The sequence below is a fragment of the Sporosarcina sp. 6E9 genome (assembly GCF_017921835.1).
Lineage (GTDB): Bacteria > Bacillota > Bacilli > Bacillales_A > Planococcaceae > Sporosarcina.
Window position 1 is genome coordinate 1,842,306 of the sequence record NZ_JAGEMN010000001.1, and the last position, 24,913, is coordinate 1,867,218.

Annotated in this window: 18 protein-coding genes; 5 read left to right on the forward strand and 13 right to left on the reverse strand. The window is 37.7% G+C overall.

Features of this window, described 5'->3' with window-relative positions; genetic code table 11:
* Positions 1 to 75 precede the first annotated feature (75 nt).
* The 11 genes from J4G36_RS09510 to J4G36_RS09560 form a co-directional block, all read right to left on the reverse strand.
* The gene (locus J4G36_RS09510; RefSeq protein ID WP_210469769.1) at positions 76 to 1,695 is read right to left on the reverse strand and encodes an extracellular solute-binding protein; all 1,620 of its coding nucleotides are present in this window, start codon (positions 1,693 to 1,695) and stop codon (positions 76 to 78) included.
* A 413-nt stretch (positions 1,696 to 2,108) separates the two neighbouring features.
* Positions 2,109 to 3,725: an extracellular solute-binding protein gene (locus tag J4G36_RS09515; RefSeq protein ID WP_368668747.1), complete on the reverse strand. Its 1,617-nt coding sequence runs from the start codon at positions 3,723 to 3,725 to the stop codon at positions 2,109 to 2,111.
* A 397-nt stretch (positions 3,726 to 4,122) separates the two neighbouring features.
* A complete protein-coding gene (locus J4G36_RS09520) occupies positions 4,123 to 5,076 on the reverse strand; it encodes a formylglycine-generating enzyme family protein (RefSeq protein WP_246880460.1) in 954 nt (317 codons plus the stop codon).
* A 40-nt stretch (positions 5,077 to 5,116) separates the two neighbouring features.
* Positions 5,117 to 6,514, reverse strand: a complete 1,398-nt coding sequence (locus J4G36_RS09525) for a sulfatase family protein (protein ID WP_210469770.1) — start codon at positions 6,512 to 6,514, stop codon at positions 5,117 to 5,119.
* Positions 6,515 to 6,546: 32 nt separating this feature from the next.
* Complete coding sequence (locus J4G36_RS09530) at positions 6,547 to 7,413, reverse strand: sugar phosphate isomerase/epimerase family protein (protein ID WP_210469771.1); 867 nt, start codon at positions 7,411 to 7,413, stop codon at positions 6,547 to 6,549.
* Positions 7,414 to 7,609: 196 nt separating this feature from the next.
* Positions 7,610 to 8,662: a Gfo/Idh/MocA family protein gene (locus J4G36_RS09535; protein ID WP_210469772.1), complete on the reverse strand. Its 1,053-nt coding sequence runs from the start codon at positions 8,660 to 8,662 to the stop codon at positions 7,610 to 7,612.
* Between the two features lie 5 nt (positions 8,663 to 8,667).
* A complete protein-coding gene (gene lacZ, locus J4G36_RS09540) occupies positions 8,668 to 11,796 on the reverse strand; it encodes a beta-galactosidase, LacZ type (protein ID WP_210469773.1) in 3,129 nt (1,042 codons plus the stop codon).
* Between the two features lie 48 nt (positions 11,797 to 11,844).
* Entirely contained in the window at positions 11,845 to 12,483 is a 639-nt protein-coding gene (locus J4G36_RS09545; RefSeq protein WP_210469774.1) for a YesL family protein, read from the reverse strand.
* A 41-nt stretch (positions 12,484 to 12,524) separates the two neighbouring features.
* Positions 12,525 to 13,421, reverse strand: coding sequence for a carbohydrate ABC transporter permease (locus J4G36_RS09550; protein ID WP_210469763.1), 897 nt, complete (start codon positions 13,419 to 13,421; stop codon positions 12,525 to 12,527).
* A 12-nt stretch (positions 13,422 to 13,433) separates the two neighbouring features.
* On the reverse strand, positions 13,434 to 14,327 hold the full coding sequence (locus J4G36_RS09555; protein ID WP_246880571.1) for an ABC transporter permease: 894 nt from the start codon (positions 14,325 to 14,327) through the stop codon (positions 13,434 to 13,436).
* Between the two features lie 144 nt (positions 14,328 to 14,471).
* Positions 14,472 to 16,100, reverse strand: a complete 1,629-nt coding sequence (locus J4G36_RS09560; protein ID WP_210469776.1) for a type 2 periplasmic-binding domain-containing protein — start codon at positions 16,098 to 16,100, stop codon at positions 14,472 to 14,474.
* Between the two features lie 673 nt (positions 16,101 to 16,773).
* On the opposite strand from J4G36_RS09560, the gene J4G36_RS09565 reads away from it, so the two are divergent.
* From J4G36_RS09565 to J4G36_RS09585, 5 genes are read left to right on the forward strand one after another with little or no spacing between them, the layout of a single operon-like run.
* Positions 16,774 to 17,955: a galactokinase gene (locus J4G36_RS09565; protein ID WP_210469777.1), complete on the forward strand. Its 1,182-nt coding sequence runs from the start codon at positions 16,774 to 16,776 to the stop codon at positions 17,953 to 17,955.
* Positions 17,952 to 18,950: a UDP-glucose 4-epimerase GalE gene (gene galE / locus J4G36_RS09570; RefSeq protein WP_210469778.1), complete on the forward strand. Its 999-nt coding sequence runs from the start codon at positions 17,952 to 17,954 to the stop codon at positions 18,948 to 18,950. The genes J4G36_RS09565 and galE overlap by 4 nt, the downstream gene beginning before the upstream one ends.
* On the forward strand, positions 18,950 to 20,428 hold the full coding sequence (gene galT, locus J4G36_RS09575) for a UDP-glucose--hexose-1-phosphate uridylyltransferase (RefSeq protein WP_210469779.1): 1,479 nt from the start codon (positions 18,950 to 18,952) through the stop codon (positions 20,426 to 20,428). Before galE ends, galT begins: the two co-directional genes overlap by 1 nt.
* Positions 20,429 to 20,440: 12 nt before the next feature.
* Positions 20,441 to 21,475 (forward strand): aldose epimerase family protein, encoded by a 1,035-nt coding sequence (locus tag J4G36_RS09580; RefSeq protein WP_210469780.1) that lies wholly within the window; start codon positions 20,441 to 20,443, stop codon positions 21,473 to 21,475.
* 12 nt (positions 21,476 to 21,487) lie between these two features.
* Entirely contained in the window at positions 21,488 to 22,633 is a 1,146-nt protein-coding gene (locus tag J4G36_RS09585; protein ID WP_210469781.1) for an ROK family transcriptional regulator, read from the forward strand.
* Positions 22,634 to 23,101: 468 nt separating this feature from the next.
* Here the strand turns inward: J4G36_RS09585 and J4G36_RS09590 are convergent, their stop codons facing one another.
* Both J4G36_RS09590 and J4G36_RS09595 read right to left on the reverse strand, forming a co-directional pair.
* The gene (locus tag J4G36_RS09590; RefSeq protein WP_210469782.1) at positions 23,102 to 23,923 is read right to left on the reverse strand and encodes a carbohydrate ABC transporter permease; all 822 of its coding nucleotides are present in this window, start codon (positions 23,921 to 23,923) and stop codon (positions 23,102 to 23,104) included.
* Positions 23,923 to 24,861 carry a carbohydrate ABC transporter permease gene (locus J4G36_RS09595; RefSeq protein WP_210469783.1) on the reverse strand — a complete coding sequence of 313 codons (939 nt, stop codon included), beginning with the start codon at positions 24,859 to 24,861 and terminating at the stop codon, positions 23,923 to 23,925. Before J4G36_RS09595 ends, J4G36_RS09590 begins: the two co-directional genes overlap by 1 nt.
* Positions 24,862 to 24,913 lie beyond the last annotated feature (52 nt).

Below are 24,913 nucleotides of genomic sequence, written 5' to 3' on the forward strand. Positions count from 1 at the left end.
CTACAATTCCCTATACTTTTTATTTGTAAAAAGTATGAGAGAGCAATTGAACACCCTCTCACTTCAATACACTACTTACTTATCACCTTCATAACGCTTCATTGCATCTGTTTTGATCATCATATACTCTTCCAACCCGATATTCTCAATTGTTTTCACGTATTCATCCCACTTAGAAAACGGAACTTCTCCAGCGATAAACTTATCAGTCATTTCTGTTACATATTTCTCAATGTCCCCACCTAGCCCAACTAATGTTTTTGTTTCTTCATTAGTATATTTAAACGGTGCCCATGGGGATTCAACTAAGTTTGGAATTAACTTTTCGGCAGCTTCCAAATCTGCTGGTGAATTTGCTGGTCCTTTAAAGTATTTACGATGTGTTATGGACGGGAAACCTCCACCTGGATAGGTTAAATACTTTGCAACTTCCTGTTCATAAGTTAAACCATCTGCACTATTTATAATATGATCCATATAGACTAATTCACCATCCGCATTTTCTTCAAAAGTTTCTCCTTCAACCCCCATGAAGAATAATTTCATACCTTCATCACCATAGAAATAGTCTATCCATCTAACAGTTGCTTCTGGATTTTTGTTAGCATTCGTAATAACGAATGCACCAGGAATTACAACAGTTGGCATTAGAGAGTTAAATTGTTTGTCACCATTTGGACCTTCTAAAGCTGGCATCCCTGTATACACACTAGCTTTTTCGCCAAATATATCAATTGGGTTATACCATACAGTACTGCCATATTTCGATTCTGATCCGTTTGCAAGGTATTGTTCCGTTGTAGTAGTAAAAATACTCTGTTCTATTAAACCTTCACTATATAATTTATTGATATACTCCAACATTTGTTTGTACTCATTTGTAATAGGGAAGAAACGTAACTCACCTGATTTAGGATCAATATCTACGTTCAAATTGGATGTACCTTTATTCGATAAACCAAACGCCCCTTGCAAGTAATTTATTAATGTACCTAAGCTTGGAGCACCGTATGGGATTTCATCTGCTTTTCCGTTTCCATTGGGATCTCCATCTTTAACCGCTTTCAAATATTGATAAAAATCTTCCAGTGTTTCAGGCATATCCATACCAAGAGCATCTAGCCATTCTTCATTAATCCGTGGTTTAGGTCCCATACGATATGAATAGAATTCTGGCTCAGCCATCAAAGGAAAAGAATAGATATTTCCATCCGGAAAAGTTAGCGCTTGTTTCACGTCCGGGTTTTCTTCTAAAATCTTATTAAAATTTGGTGCATATTCTTCTATTAAATCATTTAAAGGGACGAAGATTCCTTGCTCACCATATTTTAATATGTCTGCTGTTGGCATTCCCGTATTGTGGAAAGCATCGGGTAAATTACCGCCTGCTAGTGCTAGATTTCTTTTCTCTGCGAGTGAGGCATGAGGAACTTGCTCCCACTTAACATTAATATTAGTCATTTCTTTATACTTATTGAAAATCATTACATCGTTCCAGTTATCAGCAGTTGCAGGCGCTTTTCCAGCAAAGAAATTTAAAGTAATTTCTTCTTTAACAATTGGCATTTCTGTATCCGTTAAATTTTCTAATGCCTTCTCATTCCCTACTGCACTGTTCTTTTTATCATCATTTGCACAAGCTGCAAGGAACAACAATGTTAACATCATTAAAATAAATATTTTTTTCTTCATCATCTATATACCTCCTCATTTTTTATTACCTGAAAGTTCCACTATTTCTATTTTAAAAATTTAAATCAGTTTCTTTCATCTTTGCCCCCTTTAATTTTTCGATATCAAGGCTATTGGGATTATTAAAAACAAATAATTAAACATTGAACTTTAATAATATTACTTCTAAAACAAATTTAAGTAAATATTAATAGTAAATGTTTTACTAACCACTTTTAATATATCACTTCTTAACTTCTGTGTCTATCTAAATATTGTAAAAGGATAGATTAAAGGGAATTGTCTGTTATGATTCATTAGCACTCCCTTAAGAGGTAATAATACAGCCACTCACTAATATTCTCGTTCGATTCATTTAATACAAGAAAAATAATAAGAGTGAGTACTTGAAGCACCCACTCTTATTACTTTATTTCTTATTTATCATTCTCATAGCGTTCATATGCAGCTCTTTTAATATCCATATATTTCTCCAAGCCGATATTTTCAAGGGTCTTTAAATACTCATCCCATTTAGAGAATGGTACATCACCAGCGATAAACTTGTCAGTCATTTCTGTTACATATTTTTCAACGTCTGCTCCAACCCCAGCCAAAGTTTTTGTTTCCTCATTTGTATACTTGAATGGAGCCCACGGTGATTCAACTAGATCTGGTGCTAACCTTTCAGCTGCTTCTAAATCTTGAGGTGAATTCTCGGTACCTTTAAAATATTTTCGAGTTGTAATTGTTGGGAATCCGCCTCCTGGGAATGTTAAATATTTTGCAAGTTCTTGCTCATAGGTTAAACCATCAGCACTATTCATAATATGATCCATATAAACTAGTTCACCATCTTCGTTTTTCTCATATGTTTCACCCTCAAATCCCATAAAGAACATCTTCATCCCGTCATCACCATAAAAATAATCAATCCATCTAACCGTAGCTTCTGGATGTTTATTTGCATTTGTTATGACGAATGCACCTGGATTCAACACTGGTGGCATTAGTGAATTAAATTGTTTATGACCATTCGGTCCTTCCAAAACCGGCATTCCAGTGTAGACAATTGCCGAATCACCAAAGATTTCTACAGGGCTATACCAAACCGTACTACCGTATTTCGTTTCAGAGCCATTAGCATGGTATTGTTCCATTGTAGATGTAAATATACTTTGTTCGATTAACCCTTCGCTATATAATTTATTAACATATTGCAGGAGTTCTTTGTATTCATCTGTTTTTTGAAAAAATCGCAATTCCCCAGTTTCAGGATCTAAATCTACATTTCTATTAGAATTTCCCTTATTCGCTAATCCAAATGATCCTTGTAGATAGTTGACTAACATTCCTATTGATGGAGCACCAAAAGGTATTTCATCCGCTTGTCCATTTCCATTTGGATCACCTTCTTTAACCGCTTTCAAATATTGATAAAAGTCTTCAGTTGTTTCTGGCATATCAATACCGAGTACTTCTAACCACTCTTCATTGATACGTGGTTTTGGTCCCATTCGATAAGATGTGAATTCTGGTTCTGCCATCTGTGGAAATGAATAAATATTGCCATCCGGAAATGTTAAGGCTTGTTTAACATCCGGATTTTCATCAAGAATCTTTTTTAAATTCGGTGCATATTTGTCTATTAAATCATTCAATGGAATGAAAGTTCCTTGCTCTCCGTATTTTAATATATCTGCTGTGGGTATTGATGCGCTATGGAAAGCATCAGGTAAATTTCCACTTGCTAGTGCAAGATTTCTTTTTTCTGGTAGTGAAGCATGCGGCACCTGATCCCACTTAATATTAATATTGGTCATTTCTTTATACTTATTGAAAAGCATTACATCATTCCAGTTATCAGCAGTTGCAGGTGCTTTTCCAGCAAAAAAGTTCAAAGTAATTTCTTCATCTACTATCGGCATGCCAGTTTCTTTCAAAATTTCGGGCGGTTCGGTGTTTGTTCCAGCTTCATTTTTATTATCGGGATTTGTACATGCAACTAGTAACATTAAACTTAAAGCCAATATAACAATTAACTTTTTTCTCACTTTGTTTACCCTCCATGTTTATATGTATTTTTATTGTAATCAACTTAACAATCATTATTAATTAAAGCATTGCAGGTTTATGTTCATTAACACTTCTAAATTTCTTCTAATTAACCATTTATCCCCCCCGTTAAAATCAAGTTAATTGAATCCGCCTACATTAGAATAATTGGTGATAATAACTATTAAACACCCTAGTAAAAACTTTACCGAATACTGTTAGTTAAGATTTTACTAATAGTTTTAAATATACCACCAACTTGTAAGCTTGTCTATATAGTTTTATTGAAATATTAGTACTTTTCAATACCATTGAAGCTATTAGGATTTTCAACATAAAAAAACCTCAAATCAAGAATGCTTTAAACAACTGCATCTCAATTTAAGGTTTTATAAATCATTCCCTCACAACACAACGAAATCCGATATTCCCAGTCGAACTGTCAGGTGTATTTGAACTTCTTGCCGCTACTCGATAGCGATTGCAATAAGATTTATGGCATAGGTAAGAGCCACCTCTCATTGATTTCGTTTCTCCACTTTGAGGTCCTTGTGGATTATCAAGCCCACCCTTCTGATCTACACGTTTCGTAAACCAGTCCGAGCACCATTCCCACACATTTCCGGATACATTATAAAGTCCATAATCATTCGGTTCGTACGTGTCTACTGGCGCTGTGCCAGCATACCCGTCTTCTATACGATTCGTTCGCGGAAATGACCCTTGCCAAATATTACATTGGTGATTCCCGTCAGGAGTTAGTTCATCTCCCCACGGATACATTTTTTGTGACAATCCCCCTCGGGCTGCATATTCCCATTCAGCTTCGGTCGGAAGACGCTTTCCACTCCATTGACAATAGGCTAATGCATCGTTCCAGGATACGTGCACTACAGGATGGTCCATTCGGCTACTAATATCAGATTCAGGTCCTTCTGGTCTCTTCCAATAAGCCCCTTCCACTACCGTCCACCAAGGTGTGCCAGCAACAGTTTGGGTAACTTTTTTAGCAGTAGAATCTGATAAAAAGCTATAAAATACAAATGACCAACCAAATTCTTCTGCTTCTGTTCGATAATTACTTGCTTCTATAAATTTTGCAAACTGAGCATTCGTAACTGCAAACTTATCTATGTAGAAGGGCTTTACTGAAACTTCACGTATTGGACCTTCCCCATCATCTGGAAAACCTACCGTATCATTGGTGCCCATCAGAAACTTTCCTCCAGGTAAATACACCATATTTTCCTTCGAAATTTCTTTCGGCGGTTCTATATTATGTTTTTTTACCGGATTCTCATTGGGTTGCCTGCTAGCCGAGCAACAGGATGTTTTTTTATACTCTAACAAGATGACTTCACTACTTTCCTCATAACAATATTCATTTTACTTATTCAAAGTCTTGTACTTTTTCTTTAAGTCTATATAACTCTGTTTTAAGTTCTTTAACGATTTCTGCATAGGCAGGATCATCATATACATTATTCATTTCATATGGATCCTTGTTCAAATCAAATAATTCCCACTCTGGCGTTCTAGGCTCATCTGATGCATGAGCTGAACCAAGTGCTTCGCCGTAATAGTAAATAAGTTTATAATCATGTGTTCTTACGCCGTAGTGCGCACCGACTCGATGTTCTAAACTTAGATGTTCCCAATATCTGTAGTACATCGATGTTTGCCAATCATCTGGTGTGTTTCCTTCAAGCACGGGTCGTAAACTCCTTCCCTGCATTTCTTCAGGTATTTCAATACCGGCATAATCTAAAAATGTCTCTGAAAAGTCAACATTTAATGCAAAGTCTTTTGTAACTGAACCAGGCTTTATTACACGCGGGTATCGAATCATCAACGGCATTCTCAATGATTCTTCATACATAAATCGTTTATCGAACCATCCGTGATCCCCTAAGAAAAATCCTTGGTCAGATGTATAAATGATAATTGTATCTTCCGCCAAGTCGTTCTCATCCAGATAATCCAGAATTCGACCAACATTGTCATCTACAGAAGCAATAACGCGCAAGTAATCCTTAATGTATCGTTGGTATTTCCAACTTTTCAGCTCTGCATCTGTTAAGCCTTTTGGCGGATCTGCTTTAACATCTCTTTTTGTTAAATCACGATCAATTCGCATTTTCGCTTCTTTCGCAGCTTGCGCACGATTTGAGTAGTCATCATTAAAAGTTTCCGGTTCCGGAATATCAATATCTTCATACATATGCTTATGCTTTTCATCAGGATCCCAAGGACGATGGGGTGCCTTATGATGCAACATGAGCATGAAAGGACTATCTTTGTCTCTCTGATCAAGCCAGTCAATCGATAAGTCTGTAATAATATCTGTCGCATAACCCTTTATAGTCTTTTCTATTCCCATTTCATACATCATCGGATCGTGATAATCCCCTTGGTTCGGGAATATATTCCAATAATCGAATCCAGATGGATCATGTATACCTCCATGACCTAGATGCCATTTTCCGATAAGTGCCGTTTGATAACCGTCATCTTTCATTATTTTTTGAACCGTTTGTTGTCTACTGTCGAATTCATCGCCTAGTGTTTTAACGCCGTTTAAATGGTTATAGCGACCGGTTAAAATAGCAGCTCGGCTTGGCGCGCAAATAGAATTTGTACAAAAAGCATTATCAAAGCGCATACCACCTTCAGCAATTCGGTCAAGATTTGGTGTTTCATTAATTTTACTGTCGTAACAACTGATTGCATGTGCTGCATGATCATCACTCATGATGAATAGTACGTTCGGTTTTTTTCTATTTTCCAACTGATATTCATCCCCTATATCCACTTTTTTCACTACACAAGATCCCAAAATCGACGTACATTTTCCATACCGATTTTAGAACTTTTTTTACACTCTTCCATTCCTTCAAACTCAATTGAAATATAGCCATTAAATCCTGAATCTTTAATGACTTTAATGGTTTCTCTAATATCAATATCACCGTGACCTACAATTGCACCTCTTAAATAATCTCCAGAGATTGTTTGGAACCAACCTTCACCAGGATTTAAGCCTGCAGGTCGATGGTAAAAATCTTTAATATGTACAACGGATGCGTAAGAAATATTCTTTTTTACTGCTGAAACTGGATTTTCATCGGCACATAAAAAATTCCCAATATCAAGAGTCGTTTTGAAGTTGTCTCGGTCCACATGATTAATAAGCGATTGAACGCGGTCCGAAGATTGAATATAAAAACCATGATTTTCAACACTTGTCGTAATCCCTAGCCCCTTAGCATAATCAGCGATTTGTTGACACGCCGCTACTAGTTTAGGTAAATCATTTTCAAAGTTTTTGATGGTACAATCAGGTAGCGGACGAGCTGCTACATCATGACGCATAAATTTAACTCCCAGACGAGCTGCAATATCCACTTCTTTTTTAACGCGATCTATTTCTGCTAAATAAGAGGTTTCATCTTCAGTAAGGAAGTTTGCACTGATTGCATAATTTGATATATCGATTCCGACTTCTTTAGCCTTCATACGAATTTCATCAACTAGATTAGAATTATCATCGAGTGTAAAGCCAAGACCAGGAACAATTTCAAGATGTTCTCCACCTTGATCTGCAACCCACTGAATCACATCTATAATCGACATTTCTCCCGATTTCATCGCTCCAAATAAACTATACGAACTTAACCCTAATTTCATATGAATCCCCCTTTTAAGTTACTTTTAGCCTAATAATTTGATTATCATTTTTTTCACAAGTTTCGTTAGTTGTTAATCATGCGTTATTAAATCATACAGTCGATATTATGCACTAATATTTAGGCGAATATTTTTACATACAGGAAATTATTTCATAAATATTTTTAATCCCTATGAAAAAAGTAGCTTCTTCCTATTATAAATATATTTCTTTACCGGTTTTTGCTGATTCATAAATCGCGCTCAACATTTTCATGACTTCTACGCCATCTTCAATCGGAGCTATAGTTTCTTTACCATCGATACAACATTCAACGAAATGATTGATTTCATTTGTAAAAGCTTTTTCAAAATCGAATCCCAAATTATCGATTTGAGGTGTAGCATTTAGAATTGTATTATTTTTTTCGAGCACTAGCGCTAATTCTGGTTCAATTTCAGCACCGCCTTTATCACCGAACAGTTTGACGCCTACTTCATCAGATTTAGCTTGCAATGTAAAACTTACATCAATATACAATGAAGAGCCATTTTCAAACCGGATAAGTGCATTCGTTAAATCTTCTACATCATTCAGTGTTGGATCATAATCTGCAGCTTGGTAAAATGATAAGTTTTCAACATGACTCCGATTACCTATTTTTGTATAGGTATTTCCACTAACTGAAACTGGGCGCGGTCTCCCCATTAGATACCAAGACAGATCTATAATATGAACACCTAAGTCAATCAATGGTCCCCCACCTGATTTGGATATATCACTAAACCAACCACCTGGATTCCCAAGTCGTCTTAAATATGAAGCTTTCGCATAATAGATTTCTCCAAGTTCGTCTTGATCAATAAATGATTTCAAAAGTTTGGCGTTATCTCCATGTCGTCTGACAAATCCAACTTGAACAACCTTATCTGATTTCTTTGCAGCTTCCTCAACTGCTTTTGCTTGTTCCACTGTAATACTTAGCGGCTTTTCGACTAAAACATGTTTTCCCGCTTCCAATGCAGCAATTGCAATTTCTGCATGTGTATTATTCCATGTACAAATGCTAACGGCATCAACTTCTTTATTTGCTAGAAGCTCATTGTAATTAGTATAAAGCTGAGTAACTCCGTGTAGCTTCCCTTTTTCCTTTAAACGCTCTTCATTTAAATCGCAAAATGCCACTAGCTTAACATTCTCATTTTTCAAATATGGTCCAATATGCAATCCGGATATTGAACCGATACCAATTACGCCAACTTTCAACATACTATCTACTCCTTTTTATTTTTCAAATTTCGTTTACTTAACTCCATTGGTGAAATGTGATTGGTTGAAAATGGCGTTAGTCGAAAACTAAATTCAAATTCCTTTGTTTTTAATTCATATTGCGGAAGCACATCCGGTCCACAACTTGCGGAACCTATTCCATGTTGTGAATAATCAATATGAACATAAATTTCGTCTCGCTCTTTTAAATCATAAGTGTGTTGTGCGTTATCAAAGTCTTCCACTGAGTTTAAATGCGCACTGAAATTAAACGTACTCGGGTCAGAAACTTGCAACCCTACTCCATATAGATTGGTAAATGTTGCCCATTTTACATCCGAGCGATTCCCATTTTCTTGTGGATAGATATAGGTCGTACCGAAATCTCGAATCGTTTTTTCAAAAACCCCCATACGACCAGCTTGCTTACTGTCACTATAGGTTTCGCCTGGGCCACGTCCATACCATTTCACATCACCCATTGTCTTCGGAATTGTTAATTCAAAACCGATTCTTGGTAATGTTTCTGGTGTGTCTCCGGTCGGCTTTCCTACTGCAGATACTTCTATATCGCCAGTAGAATGAATCGTATAGATTATTTCCGAATAGATGCCCCACGCTAAAACTGGAGGCGCAATTCGTTGAGTAACTTTCACCTTCACAGACATTTTGTCGGATGCTAACGTCCAATCCACAGTATCTGTTCTTTGTTGCAACCAATGCACACGATAATTTTTCCACATCTTTTCAGATCTATGGTCATTATTTGTCATTGCACGCCAAAATTGAAATTTAGGTCCAGTTTCAATCATTGAAAGCCCTTCATAATTCCAAGACTTCATTTGTCCGGTAATCGTGTTATAGCTCACATCGAAGTTTGAGCCATTGATCATTAGTAGATTGTTATTCTCTTCAATGGCTAATGGTTTTCCTGTTGCAATTAGCGCATATGATTCATTAGATTTTACCGGAAGTTCAAACTGCGCCCAACTAACTTCAAAACCTTCAGTAGCCCACATCGTAGCAGTAGCTAATGTAAAGTGGACATTTAAATAATAATCCGTTCCGATTGCAAGTTTTTCCGGCAACTCAATTGGCAGTGTAATTTCTTGAGACGTTCGAGCTTTTATCCCCTTTAAAGGAAATGTACCCGTTTGAATAATGTTGCCATCCGCTTCAATATTCCAGGTCATATTTAAATGCTCTAGTGAAATAAAATCATATCGATTCGTGATCTTTATCTTGCCTTGTTCCAAATCGACTGCTTCTACTAAAACTGGTTCCATCACTTTTTTAAGTTCATAATAACCAGGTGACGGGTTTCGATTAGGATCAATTAAGCCATCAATTACAAAATTGTAGTCATTTGGCGTTTCCCCAAAATCTCCACCATAAGCAAAGTACTCTTCCCCGCTTTCAGTAGATTGGCGTAAACCATGATCGACCCATTCCCAAACAAAACCGCCTTGTAGGCGATCATATTTATAAAATGTATCCCAGTATTCTTTCAATGCACCAGGCCCATTGCCCATTGCATGGGCATATTCACAAACGATATGCGGTATTTCATAATATGAACGTTTACCAAGTTCCTCCAATCTTTCAATCGTCGTATACATAGAAGTATAGATATCAGAAGACTTTGGTCTTTGATCTGAATCAGCTTCTACTTGTAATACTCGACATTCACCTTCATAATGAACGAGTCGATCGGGATCTCTTTTATGTGTCCAGTCGTACATCGCATTATGATTAACCCCATAACCTGATTCATTCCCCAGCGACCACATAATTATGGACGGATGATTTTTGTCTCTTTCAACCATTCTTTCTATCCGATCAAGATAGACGTGTTCCCATTCAGGGTCATCGCTTAATTGATGAATGTTTCCAACGTACTCAAAACCATGTGTTTCGATATCTGCTTCGTTAATCACATACAGCCCATATTCATCACATAAATCATAGAAACGAGGATCATTTGGATAATGGGCGGAACGAACAGCATTCACATTACCTTGTTTCATTAAAACAATATCTTCTCTCATATGGTCTACTTGCACGGCACGACCCAGATCAGGATGTGCATCATGACGGTTGACACCTTTAAACTTAATAGGGATGCCATTAATAAGAACAAGCCCATCTTTTTGTTCGATTTTACGAAAACCAACTTTATGAGATAACACTTCAAGTACATGATTATTTTCATCTATTAGTGTTAATACGAGTTGATACAAGTAAGGATCTTCGGCAGACCACTTTCTCGGGTTTTCAACATCCACGGCAACATCATAACTAGTTAAAGCTGATGTAATGTTTTGGTTGAGGAATCCTTCCTTTACTTTCCTTTGTTGCGCATCAAATAAACGATATTCGAGTTTATATTGCTCTGTCTTCTGTTGTTTGCTGTTCTCTAGTTCAATATTTATTTTCAAGACAGCATTCTTATATTGCTCATCCAAATCAGTCCGAATGAAAGTATCTCGAATATGGACATTTGGTCTAGATAGTAAATAAACATCCCGGAAAATCCCACTTAACCACCACATATCCTGATCTTCAACATAGGTTGAGTCGGACCATTTATAAACCCGAACAGCTACTATGTTCTTCCCTGGCTTCAAGTAGGTTGTAATGTTGAACTCTGCAGGCATTCTACTCCCTTGGCTAAACCCGACTTCATGCCCATTAATCCATAAATGGAATGAGTTATCTACCCCTTCAAACTTTATGTATACTTGCTCTTTCAACCACTCTTCCGACACATAAAACGCTCGACGATAAGAACCTGTTGGATTCTCAGTTGGAACATTGGGCGGATCAACAGGAATCGGATAATCCACATTCGTATAATGTGGTCGATCATAACCTTGCAATTGCCAGTGATGAGGAACAACGATATCATCCCAATCACTTACGTCAACGCTTTCTTTCTGAAAGTCTTCCGGTGCTTCATACGGATTTTCCGCATAGGCAAACTTCCACATTCCGTTTAATAAATGAAAGCGATTTGAGTGACCACGATCAAATGTCAACGCATGACGCTCAGTTGAATACGGAGTAAAATGCGAACGACTTTTCACACGATTTTTTTGAATGACTTTCAAGTTAGTTAAGTCTTTAAGAACCATTTCTATCATTCTCCTTAATAGATATTCGACATTGACAAATTGTATTTATTATCCAGTAACAAGGATTTTCTGGTTTTCAGTTTCTTCATATTTCGAGAATGTTTTAGATACGCCCCACATTAAAATGTATGCAGTGACACTACCTCCGAAGAAAAATAAAAGACCCGGTATGTAGATGAATGTCGCGTAATTTAGAACTACGACAACAACCATTAAAAAAACAGTCAAAATAGGATGGATGATCCCAATGACGAAAGACCATTTTAAGTGTTCAAAAACAGTTAAATTGAAATGAACATATATCGGAAAGAGATACAGTAGCGCAATGCTTATGATGAAAAATAGAGCTAAAACTACATAACTCGCAATGAAATAATTTATCCCATCCATCGAACGTAACACTTGGAACTGTATCGTCAATAAGTAAATAACCAGAAACAGACTTAAACCTACGGCATTTACTTTGAAGAACTCTTTGCGATACGTCGCCAAAAATGTCTTTGCGATTGGGATATCTTGTTCACCCATAATCCATTTCCGCGTTACCGCAAACATCCCAGCTGTTGCGGGCAATATGCCGAATATTACCAATCCACATACGGTAAAAGCAACCCATAAAAGGTTTACATACGCCAATTTTGTTATCCAAAAAGCGAATGCAACGTACCCATTTACAATACCTCTCATGATAATCCTCCTCTGTTACTCATTTTCCGTTGTATCTTTTTTTACTCTTTCACTGATCCAATCAATACACCTTTAACAAAGAAGCGTTGCAAAAATGGATACGCAATGAGTAATGGTAGCGCTGAAACAATAATAACCGCGTATTTAATGAGAGAAGCTGTCTTAATCTGTTCAACAAATGACTCGGCAACCCCGCCGCCACCGCCTGCACCTGATGCATCAACTTCGTTTAAAACTAGGATTTGTCTTAGAATTAATTGTAATGGATACAACTTATCATTCGACAAATAGATTAGTGCGTTAAAGTATTGGTTCCATAACGCAACGGCGTGAAATAAAGCCATAACTGCGATAATTGGCAGTGATAGCGGCAAAACAATCTGCCAAAATATTTTATAATCCGATGCACCGTCAATTTTTGAGGCTTCCACAAGTTGATCGGGTATGGTTTGTTCAAAAAATGTACGTGCAACGAGAATTGACCATGCCCCCAACAAACCAGGTATTACAATCGCCCAAATCGTATCTAGCATTTGCAAGTTTTTTATAACTAAATAAGTGGGGATTAATCCACCGTTAAAGAGCATCGTGAAGAGGATAAACCACAACACGTATTTCTTACCCGCTAATTCTTTTCTAGATAATGCATATGCACAAGGTAATAAGACAAATAAATGAAGCGCTGTACCTAAAACTGTATACATGATGGTATTTCGATACCCAAGCCAAATCACCTCATTCGCAAAGACTTTCTTGAAGCCTTCGAACGTGATGTCTACTGGCCAAAGCCACATTCTTCCCGTACTAACTGCCGACGGGTCACTGATGGATGCACTAATAACAAATATCAGTGGGTAAATGATGATAAGTGTAATAAACGTGACAAGGATGGTATTAATGACACCAAACGACTTGTCCGACATGCTCGTATTCTTCATGGATTTCCCTCCCTACCACAGACTATTTTGACTTGTCTTTCTAGCAATATGGTTCACGCTAATTAATAAGATAATATTAATCGCTGATTCAAATAAACCGACCGCTGCCGCGAAGCTATATTGTCCTTCTAATAGACCGGTTTGGTAAACAAATGTTTGAATAACATCAGACGTTTCAGCGTTCAAGCTGTTTTGCATTAGCAATACTTTCTCGAAACCGATTGCCATAAAGCTTCCGATGTTCAAGATAAACAAAATGACTACCGTCGGTAGGATAGATGGAATATTAATATGTAGAATTCGCTGCATTCTTGAAGCACCGTCTACCGTTGCTGCTTCATGCAATTCTGGGTTCACCCCAGCCAATGCGGCTAAATAAATAATGGTTCCCCAACCAAGTGATTGCCATTGACCTGACCAAACAAAGATGTGACGGAACCAACCTGGACTCGTTAAAAAGTCGATGGGTTGTCCACCAAATGAGACAATCGCATGGTTTACAATTCCAGTAATCGGATCCAAAAAGGCAACGAGCATACCGACAACAACAACGACCGATATAAAATGTGGAGCATATGTAAGTGTTTGCGTCCATTTTTTATAAGCCCCATTACGTAACTCGTTTAACATGAGCGCAAATATAATTGGGATTGGGAAAAGTAGTAATCCATATATATTTAATATCAGTGTATTTTTAAGTAAGCGCCAGAAATAGTAAGAGTCGAAAAAACGTGTGAAATGTTCAAAACCAACCCATGGGCTCCCCGTTATTCCTAGGTTCGCATAAAAATCTTTAAAAGCGATTTGTACTCCATACATTGGGACATAGTGAAAAATAATGAAGTATGTAAGTGCAGGTATTAGAAAAGTATACAGCTGCCAGTTCCTCGAAAAGTTTTTCCTCATTCGTTGAACTTTACTTTCGTTTCGAGTAGAAGCGACAGTTTGTGCTTTAATCCCCATTAATCCAACCTCCCTTTGACAGTTTATTGATAAAAAGAAACAGAGGATATAAATATCCACTGTTCCCAAACAATCAATACTTACCACTTACTTGTCTTCAGAATATCTTTTATATGCCTCATTATTTATTTCTAGATATTTATCTGCACCGATATCTTTAAGTGTTTTCAAATATTTATCCCACTCAGTGAACGGCGTATCTCCAGAAATAAACTTATCACGCATTTCTTTGACATACTTTTCAACATCTGCACCATTTGAAGCTATGAACTTGTTTTCTTCCTCCGTATAAGTAAAGCTTGACCACAAATCCTCAGGTACAAAAGGTTCTATTCTTTCGGTCGCTTCTAGTGTAGCTTCGGATGTTTCAGCACCAATAAAGTAATCTTGTTTCACGATACCCGGAGGATTTACCCCAACCCAAGGTAAATAACGTGAAATCGCATCGTTTTTATCTTCACTATTCGCTATTTCATCAACATATTGATACTTGCCATCATCAGTTTTTTCATACGTTTCGTTTTCAATACCCATGTATAAGAAACGGGCTCCTTCATCACTATAGAAGAAATCTAACCACCTAACTGTTGCAGCTGGATTTGGATTTTCTTTCGTAATTACAAATGCCCCAATTCCAGATAAAGGAGATCCGACATTTGAGTAAACTTGATCGCCGTTCGGGCCTTTTAATGCAACTGCAGAGACATATTTATTTTCGTCATTACCTGAAGCAAATGTTCTAGTAGGATCCCAAAAAGCTGTACTTCCATATCTTCCTTCCGATGCAGCAGCCATGTATTGACCCCACTCAATAGAAAAGATATTTTGTTGAATAAGCTCTTCTTTATATAATTTATTTAGGTACTCAAGCATTTCTTTGTAACCATCTGTTGCTGGAATATAGCGTAAGCCATCTCCGTCTGGATCTTTGTCAAAATCTCCGCCACCATTATTACCGATACCAAATGATCCCCTAATCCAACCAATCAAATGATCTATTTCAACGCCACCGTACGGAATTTCGTCCATCTTGCCATTCCCATTAGGATCTTGTGTTTTTACAGCCGTTAAATACTTATGGAATTCTTCTGTTGTTTCAGGCATATCCATTCCGAATTTATCCAACCACGTTTGATTGAACCATGGTAATGCACCAAGGCGTATTGATAGAAACTCTTCATCACGTATTGAAGGAAGCGAATATATCTTACCATCTGGGAATGTTAACCCCTTCTTAACGTTTGGATTTGCATCCAAAAGCGCTTTCAAGTTGGGAGCATTCTCTTCAATTAAGTCATTTAGTTCGATAAATGTTCCCTGCTGACCATATTTCAATATATCTGTGTTCGAAATACTAGATGAATAGAATACATCTGGAAGATTTCCGCCAGCTAATGCTAAGTTTCTCTTTTCAGCTAATGCATCCATTGATACTTGCTCTACCCAATTCACTTTAATATTTGTCAAATCCCTATATTTATTCCACAACATTAAATCGTTCCAGTCAATGCCTAGATTTACATTGGATTTACCTGTGAAGAAGTCTAAAGTAATCTGATCTTTAACGATTGGCATGCCTGATTCTGTCAGGTTTTTAGTTGCTTCTTCGTTGGCTTTAATTTCATCCTCTTTTGACTTTTCTTGGCCATTACATGCTACTAGTAACACTGATAATAATGTCGCTAAAGCAAATAATAGTACTTTTTTTCTGTTCAATTATAACCCTCCCTATTATGTATCGTTATTCTCTGCTTTTTAAAAAGATAGTTAACTCACAATTATGCTTTCGTCAACATTATTTAGTGTGTAAATACCCCCCAGTAAATAGAATAGTTCGAGTACCAATGAGCTCTCCAAAATAGTCTTTGTTAACAAATTGAAAACGCTTACTTTGTAAAGAATAATATAACGTTAGTTAGTAATTACGTAGATTTCAAGAAATTTAACACTCCTTAAGATACTTACTTAAATTAACTAACTTAGTCAAAGTGATAATACCACCTGAAAAATCCGTTGTCAAATTAATTTGAAAATAAAATTTCTACTCTTTCATTCAAATAATCAACTAGTTTACTTATTATAAATACAGTCTTTTCATAGTGAGGAAAATCCAATAATGAAGATATTGACCTAATGCAACCGAAACTTTAACTAAATAATGTCGCACACTTTATTTTATGTACAACATATTTGTTTTTCTACTATATAATCCAACAATCTTTTCTGATAAAGAATTGATTATTCCTAGATTCAAATTTCTCTTCCACTATTCACCCTCTAATTGAATTACTATTGAACATTTAATCAGATAATAGTAGTATAGAAATTACAGAGTTAATTAATTAAATTAATTAACTCATGTTGTCTGGAGAGAGGAGTAATAATTACTATGCTGCCAAATTTACTAGAGCAATACAATTCCATTTTCAATACATCAGAAAAACCTCGTTTTTTCTTTGCACCAGGAAGAATTAATCTGATTGGTGAACATACCGACTATAATGGCGGTCACGTTTTTCCGGCATCGATTTCCTTTGGAACTTATGCCCTTGCACATAAACGAACAGATCAAAAGCTGTGTTTTTATTCATTAAACTTCCCTGACTCCGGGATTATCGAATGTGATGTAAATAACCTTGATTATAATGACGCGCATAATTGGGCGAACTTTCCCAAAGGGATGATTAAATTCATTCGCGAAAGCGGCCATGAAATAACTACGGGAATGGATATTTTATTTTATGGAAACATTCCGAACGGTGCCGGACTTTCCTCTTCTGCTTCCATTGAGATGGTTACCGGCGTTGTCCTTGAAGGATTATTCGACCTGGAAATCGACCGCATCAAGATGATTCAAATTGGTCAAAAGGTTGAAAATGATTATATCGGTGTGAATAGCGGCATTATGGATCAATTCGCGATTGGAAAAGGCAAAAGTAATCATGCCATTCTATTAAACAGCCAAACGCTAGACTACCAATACGCGCCAATCTTGCTTGATAATCATGTCATTATTATTATTAACACCAACAAACAGCGGACACTAGCCGGCTCAAAGTATAATGAGCGCCGGGCACAATGTGAGCAGGCGTTAGCGGATTTACAAACAGAACTGTCGATTCAAAGCCTAGGTGATTTAACAAACGATGAGTTCGAACAGCACAAACACTTGATTAAAAACGAACTCGATCAAAAACGTGCAAAACATGCAGTCTATGAAAACCAACGTACGATTGAGGCGACGCATAAATTAGGACTTGGTGACCTGGAAGCTTTTGGCCAATTAATGAATGAATCTCATAGATCGCTTCAAGTTGACTATGAAGTTACGGGTCTTGAACTAGATACCGTTGTAAGTGCTGCTTGGGAACAACCTGGTGTTATCGGCGCACGTATGACGGGTGCAGGATTTGGCGGTTGTGCCATTGCCATCGTTGAAAAAGACCAAGCCGACAACTTTAAAAGCAATGTAGATAAAATCTACAACGCTAAAATCGGATACCCACCTTCTTTCTACGTAGCAACAATTGGTGATGGCGCAAAAGAAATTACAGAGGAGTGTGCGAAATGAGTATATTAGTATTAGGCGGAGCGGGATATATCGGTTCTCATGCTGTTTATCAACTTATCGATCAAAAGTTTGAGGTCATTATTATTGATAATCTTCAAACCGGCAATCGCAAAGCAATCCATCCTGAAGCGACATTTTACGAAGGCGATATTCGTGACATCGAATTTATGCGGACTGTTTTTGAAAAAGAATCAATTGATGCTGTTGTTCACTTTGCTGCAAATTCACTTGTCGGCGAATCGATGGAAAAACCGCTTGAGTACTTTGATAACAATGTTTACGGCACACAAGTTTTATTGGAAGTGATGAAGGAATTTGGCGTTAAGAAAATTGTGTTTTCATCAACTGCGGCAACTTACGGGGAGCCGGATACGATACCAATTACTGAAGAAGTAAAAACGAACCCGACAAATGCCTACGGGGAAACGAAGTTAGCGATGGAGAAAATGATGAAATGGTGCGATCAAGCATACGGCATACAATATGTATCATTACGCTATTTCAACGTTGCAGGCGCCCGAGAAACTGGCGAAATCGGTGAAGATCATCGCCCGGAAACGCATTTAGTACCCATTATTTTAGAAGTTGCACTCGGTAAACGTTCGCATATTACTGTTTTTGGTGAAGACTATGATACGCCGGATGGCAGTTGTATTCGTGACTACGTTCATGTCGAAGACCTCATCAATGCACATCTTTTAGCGCTTACCTATTTAAACAATGGCGGAAAAAGCGATATTTTCAACCTCGGAAGCAATCAAGGCTTCTCTGTGAAAGAAATGATTAATGCCGCACGTATTGTGACTGGAAGAGAAATCCCTGAAAAAACTGGAGAACGCCGCGCAGGAGATCCAAGCACGTTAGTCGCAAGTTCTGAAAAAGCTTCATCCGTACTAGGATGGAAACCAACTCGGACTTCTGTTGAAAAAATTATCGAAGATGCATGGAACTGGCATGTTGCCAACCCAAACGGCTTTGAAAAGGATGTGGAATAATGATTTACCAACATATTGGTGGTTTATTACAAAAAGGAATCGATACGAAGTTAATCGAAAAGGCAGATCAGATTTACGTCCGTAACCAAGTACTTGCGCTTCTAAAACTCGAATCTTTTCCTGAAATAAATACGCATAAAACGGATGATACAATTCCAAATCTACTCGAGAAAATCATCACCTATGCTGTCGAAAATAATGTGATAGAGAATGTTTTTGATGATAAAGAAATCCTATCTGCAAACATCATGAATTGCTTTGTGGCCAGACCTTCTGTTATTAATAGTACTTTCCAAAAAAAATATGAGTTATCACCAGAAGATGCTACGGACTATTTTTATGAGTTGAGTAAAAACAGCAACTATATTCAGATGAACCGCATTCAGAAAAACATCCATTTTAAATCTGAAACCATCTACGGTGAAATGGATATTACGATCAATATGTCAAAACCTGAAAAAGATCCCGAACAGATTAAACGCGAACTTGAATTGAAAAGCGATATAAACTATCCGAAGTGTTTGTTGTGCATTGAAAACGAAGGCTATGAAGGACGCACAGCTTATCCGGCGAGAGCGAATCATCGCATCGTTGAAATTCCGTTGGGAAATGAAAGCTGGTACCTGCAATATTCTCCGTATGTTTATTATAACGAACATAGCATCGTGCTTTGCGGCGAGCATCGGAATATGAAAATTAGAAAAGAATCATTTGAACGATTACTGTCGTTTATAGAAAAATTCCCGCATTATTTTATCGGTTCGAATGCAGATTTACCAATCGTCGGCGGGTCCATTTTAAGTCATGACCATTACCAAGCCGGCAGATACGAATTTCCGATGACACGCGCTAAAAATGCATTTTCATTTCAACTCGAAAAATTTTCAAATATCACTGCATCTGTTTTGGATTGGCCGTTATCAACGATTCGATTGCAGAGTACGGACATCGAAACTTTAGTCGATGCTGCTGATTATGTCCTGACTGTTTGGAAGGGTTATAGCGACGAAGATGCTGCCATTCTTGCGTTTAGTGGTGATACGCCACATAATACAATAACTCCAATTGCGCGCATGAGAGATGGATTATTTGAACTTGACCTAGTTCTCCGAAATAATCGCACAACTGATAAACATCCGCTTGGAATTTTCCACCCGCATGAAGATGTCCATCATATAAAAAAGGAAAACATTGGTCTAATAGAAGTTATGGGTCTCGCGGTTTTACCCGCACGTCTAAAAGATGAATTAGAGGAAATCAAGAAGGACTTATTAGGACAACCGAGTGAAGTAGCCTCTTATCATAATGATTGGGTCGACCAGATAAAGATGAACTACGGCGAACGATCAAGCATAGAAGAAATTGATGCTATTATAGAAAAAGAACTTGGAAATAAGTTTGCCAGAGTCCTCAAAGACGCAGGTGTTTTTAATGAAAAAAATGATTATGAACGGTTTATCGACCGTTTAAATGAATAGGTGGCCAATAAGATGAACATAGAAATAGAAAAAACTCAGAATGGTTGGCAACATTATCAATTAACAAACGGAAACGGCATGCGTGTCAGCCTATTGGATTACGGTGGCATCATCACTGAAATCCTTGTTCCCGATCGAAATGGTGTACTTGAAAATGTCGTTCTCGGCTATAAAAACATATCCGATTACGAGCAAAATCCCAATTACTTCGGTGCGATTACTGGCCGTGTTGCAGGAAGAATTCAAGATGCAACTTTTTCACTGAATGGTGGAATCTATTCCTTGGACTCAAATGAAGGCAACCACCATCTACACGGAGGACCAAGTGGTTTTCATCAAGTCGTTTGGGAAACTGCCCCATTCCAAACAGACGACACAGTCGGTGTGAAATTAACACATGCCAGTGAAGATGGCGAAGGTGGCTATCCGGGTAATGTAAATACCACAGTGACCTACACATTAACGAATCAGAATGAGCTCATCCTAGATTATTCTGCTACGACGGATAAGACAACAGCGTTAACAATTACCAACCATTCGTATTTTAATTTGAGTGGTAATTTAGCTGAAACTGTCCAAAATCATTTCGTTACCATGGCCAGCGACGAGTTTGTCGAACTTGATGAAGAATTGATTCCAACTGGGAAAAAGATTGATGTTACCGATACGCCATTTGATTTTCGTCAAGGTCGGAAAATCGCTGACGGAATTCAATCCACGCACGAGCAAAATCGTATAGCGGATAACGGTTATGATCATTACTTTCTCTTCAATCAAACCAATGATGAGAAGATTAACGTTAGAGAAGAAACAAGTGGCCGCATGATGACCGTTAAAACAAATCAGCCCGGCGTATTTATGTACACATCAACGAACCTTGAAGAAGGTTTTGAGCTAGTAGAAAGGGATTCCGAGAAGTATTTAGGCGTATGCTTTGAAACCCAAGCGTCCCCTGCCTCCTTGCATCATAAAGATTTCCCTTCAGTCATTTTACAGGCAGATGAAACATACGAAAAACAAACCGTGTTTACATTTAAAATAGAGTAAAGGAGTTTTTTTATGCGACAAGGTACCTTTCAATGGATGAAATCAGTAAATAAATCCATTATTTTAAATAAAATACGGACAGATGCACCAATTTCAAGAGCGCAAATCGCCAAAGAAACGAAACTAACACCACCTACAGTGAGTAGCAATGTGAAAGAATTAATTGAACAAGGAATCGTGAAAGAAAGTGAACTCGGTGAATCGCAAGGTGGACGAAAACCGACCATGCTTCTAATCGATAACTCGGCTTTCTCGATTGTCGGTGTGGATATTGGCCCGGATATGATTGAGTGTGTCATGGCAGATTTATCGGGAAAAATCAGTACGAGGTCTTCAAGTAAACTAACAACACCGATGACCAATGACCAGTTTCTAAAGGTTCTTAAAGGGTCTATTCAAACATGCATAGACAGCTCCCCCACTTCCAACGATAAAATCATTGGAATAGGGGTTGCTATGCATGGGGGTGTCGAAGTTGAAACCGGAACATCGCTCGTGGCACCTATTTTAGGATTAAAAAATATTCCGATAAAAGATGAATTGGAAAAGGCATTTGACTTAGATGTAAAAGTTGAAAATGACGCACGCGCTATCGCTTTAGGAGAATCTTGGTTTGGGGATCATGGTCCACTTGAAAGTATGTTAGTTGTGAATATCGGTAGAGGTGTCGGGGCTGGACTTGTTATGAATGGAAACTTATATCACGGGTCAAACGATATAGCTGGAGAAGTCGGGCATATGACAATCGATTTACACGGTGACCTTTGTGAATGCGGCAACCGGGGTTGCTTGCAAACATTCATCACAGGACCCGCCATTGCTAAACGCGCAAAACTTGAACTATCTGGAGAAGAAATATATGAATTAGCAATGAATGGCGATGAAAACATCGCATCGGTATTTAGGGTAACAGGAGAATTAATCGGTGTGGGATTAACAAATCTTATCCATATTATTAACCCTGAAAAAATCGTCCTAAGCGGCGGCGTAACAAAATCCGAGAAACTGATTTTACCAGAGATTCGTAAGACAATAGAAGCACGTGCACTCACACCAAAAGCTAAACAAACAGCTATTTCAATTTCAAAACTCGGCGATAGTGCGACGCTCAAAGGTGCTGTTGCATTACTTTTAGTGGATTTATTTGATCCAGTGTAACCAAATGATTTCACTTTTATTAGCTGAACTAAGAATATCCCTTTAAAACGCTTCGGCGCTGGTGGATGCCTCCCGCAATAAGCCTGATAGAAAACCACTATCAGGCTTATTGCTACGGCTACCACTGGCAAGGCGCCTACGCTGATTTTTCTTGATAGCTTGTTGATGTTTCTTTTATTCAAGATTATATCAAGAGATGCAAAACTAATTTTCCTCTTTAAATACGCTTCTGTACTGATGGATATCGGGTTGAAAAGAGGGCACTGGATTACCACTATCCTTCATATAGTGAAATTAGTTGATTGTAGTGCAGTGCGGCGACTCCCGCGGAATCACCGGCCGCCCGCAGGAAAGCGCCGCCCGGAACGGAAATCAACGAACCATATAAAAAGGCGAGTACTTGAATATTGAACTCTTCAAGTACTCGCTATATATATTGGATTTATTCTAGGCTGGCAAAAAGTGACTTTACCCCTTAACAGACCCCGCCAACAATCCCCTAACAAAATACTTACCAAGAAAAATGTAAACTATCAATGTCGGTAACGCTGCAAGTAATGCGCCGGCCATTTGTACGTTCCACTGAACAATTTGACTTCCCGACAAGTTTTGTAACGCCACCATAACCGGCTGCTTATCCCCCGTCGTAATCGTCACAGCAAACAGGAATTCATTCCAAATATTTGTGAATTGCCATATGGCTACGACTACAAAACCAGTAATCGACAATGGAATGATAATATTCTTAAACACACCTAAAAAGTTTGCCCCATCGATTTGAGCCGACTCAATCATCTCATCCGGAATACTCGCATAAAAGTTTCTGAACATCAACGTCGTAATTGGGAGTCCATAAACAACATGAACCAGCACTAACCCAGGTATTGTATTATAAAGTTCAATCGTTCGTAAAAATTGAATCACCGGGATTAAAATACTTTGATAAGGAATGAACATCCCAAACAAAATGAACGTAAAGATCATATCAGATCCTCTAAACTTCCACTTCGATAAAATATAGCCATTCATCGCACCCAACAAAGCCGATAATAATGTAGCTGGAATGACCAAGTACAAACTGTTCAACAGATTCGGCTTCAAACTTTCAAATGCCATCTTATATGAGCTAAAATCAATCGCCGTCGGCAAAGTCCACATCTGTGAAAGCGATACCTGATCAATCGGTTTAATACTCGTCACAATAATGACATAAACCGGCGTTAAAAAAAGAAGGGATACAAGAACTAATAAACCATATTTAACTATACTTCCGATTCGTAATGTCGCCATTATCTCTCACCCTTTCTACTATTCCATAAATAAGGGACAATAAATACGGCGACTAACAGTAACATAATAATTGCAATTGCGGCGCCATTAGCATAATAGTTTCCTCTAAACGTCGTTTCGAACATATACAATCCAGGAACATCCGTGACAAAGTTTGCACCGGACCCTGTCATCGCATAAATCAAATCAAATATCTTCAACGAGATATGCGCCATAATAATGACAACACTCATCGTAATTGGCATTAGAATCGGTAAAACAATTTTTCGGTATACTTGGAACTCGCTTGCGCCATCCATTCTGGCAGCTTCACGTAATTCCTCGTCAATCCCGCGTAATCCCGCTAAATACATCGCCAGTGAAAATCCTGTCATTTGCCAAACGGCGGCGATAACAACTGCGATAATCGCAACAGGTAAACCGAACTCAATACTTCCCCATTTGAAGCCAGCCAATATGTTTGTATCTGTGTACCATTTCGGTTGAATCCCAAAATGTATTAAAAATTTATTGAACCCAGTAGAAGGGTGCAATAACCACTGCCATACAACCCCAGTCACGATAAAAGATAAGGCCATTGGAAATAAAAAGATGTTTCTAAATACGGACTCGCCTTTTAGTTTTTGATCCAATAAAATCGCTAACCCTAAACCCAGTAATATAACAGCCCCGATAAACAGAATCGTAAAGAATAAAGTATTACGTAAATCTGCTTGAAAACGGAAATCATTGAATAAGTAAACATAGTTTTTCAAGCCTGCAAATGAAAAATCCGGAACAATCGTATTATAATTACTTAATGAAAGATACCCCGTCCAGCTTATAAATCCATAGACAAAAACTAAAATTAATATAATAGAAGGAATTAAAAAAGCGATTGCCGTTAGATGATCATTTGATAGCTTCCTTTTCTTTCGTACCGGTATCTCTTTTTCCAAGTTAAACCCTCCTCAGTTTGAGGTTACTATGTATTCATGAAAAGAGTAGGGA

Bases quoted from the DNA above. Each gene is read 5' to 3' on its own strand.
- J4G36_RS09510 (WP_210469769.1), bottom strand. From the start codon at position 1,695: ATGATGAAGAAAAAAATATTTATTTTAATGATGTTAACATTGTTGTTC.
- J4G36_RS09530 (WP_210469771.1), bottom strand. From the start codon at position 7,413: ATGAAATTAGGGTTAAGTTCGTATAGTTTATTTGGAGCGATGAAATCG.
- J4G36_RS09535 (WP_210469772.1), bottom strand. From the start codon at position 8,662: ATGTTGAAAGTTGGCGTAATTGGTATCGGTTCAATATCCGGATTGCAT.
- lacZ (WP_210469773.1), bottom strand. From the start codon at position 11,796: ATGGTTCTTAAAGACTTAACTAACTTGAAAGTCATTCAAAAAAATCGT.
- J4G36_RS09545 (WP_210469774.1), bottom strand. From the start codon at position 12,483: ATGAGAGGTATTGTAAATGGGTACGTTGCATTCGCTTTTTGGATAACA.
- J4G36_RS09550 (WP_210469763.1), bottom strand. From the start codon at position 13,421: ATGAAGAATACGAGCATGTCGGACAAGTCGTTTGGTGTCATTAATACC.
- J4G36_RS09555 (WP_246880571.1), bottom strand. From the start codon at position 14,327: ATGAGGAAAAACTTTTCGAGGAACTGGCAGCTGTATACTTTTCTAATA.
- J4G36_RS09565 (WP_210469777.1), top strand. From the start codon at position 16,774: ATGCTGCCAAATTTACTAGAGCAATACAATTCCATTTTCAATACATCA.
- galE (WP_210469778.1), top strand. From the start codon at position 17,952: ATGAGTATATTAGTATTAGGCGGAGCGGGATATATCGGTTCTCATGCT.
- galT (WP_210469779.1), top strand. From the start codon at position 18,950: ATGATTTACCAACATATTGGTGGTTTATTACAAAAAGGAATCGATACG.
- J4G36_RS09580 (WP_210469780.1), top strand. From the start codon at position 20,441: ATGAACATAGAAATAGAAAAAACTCAGAATGGTTGGCAACATTATCAA.
- J4G36_RS09585 (WP_210469781.1), top strand. From the start codon at position 21,488: ATGCGACAAGGTACCTTTCAATGGATGAAATCAGTAAATAAATCCATT.
- J4G36_RS09590 (WP_210469782.1), bottom strand. From the start codon at position 23,923: ATGGCGACATTACGAATCGGAAGTATAGTTAAATATGGTTTATTAGTT.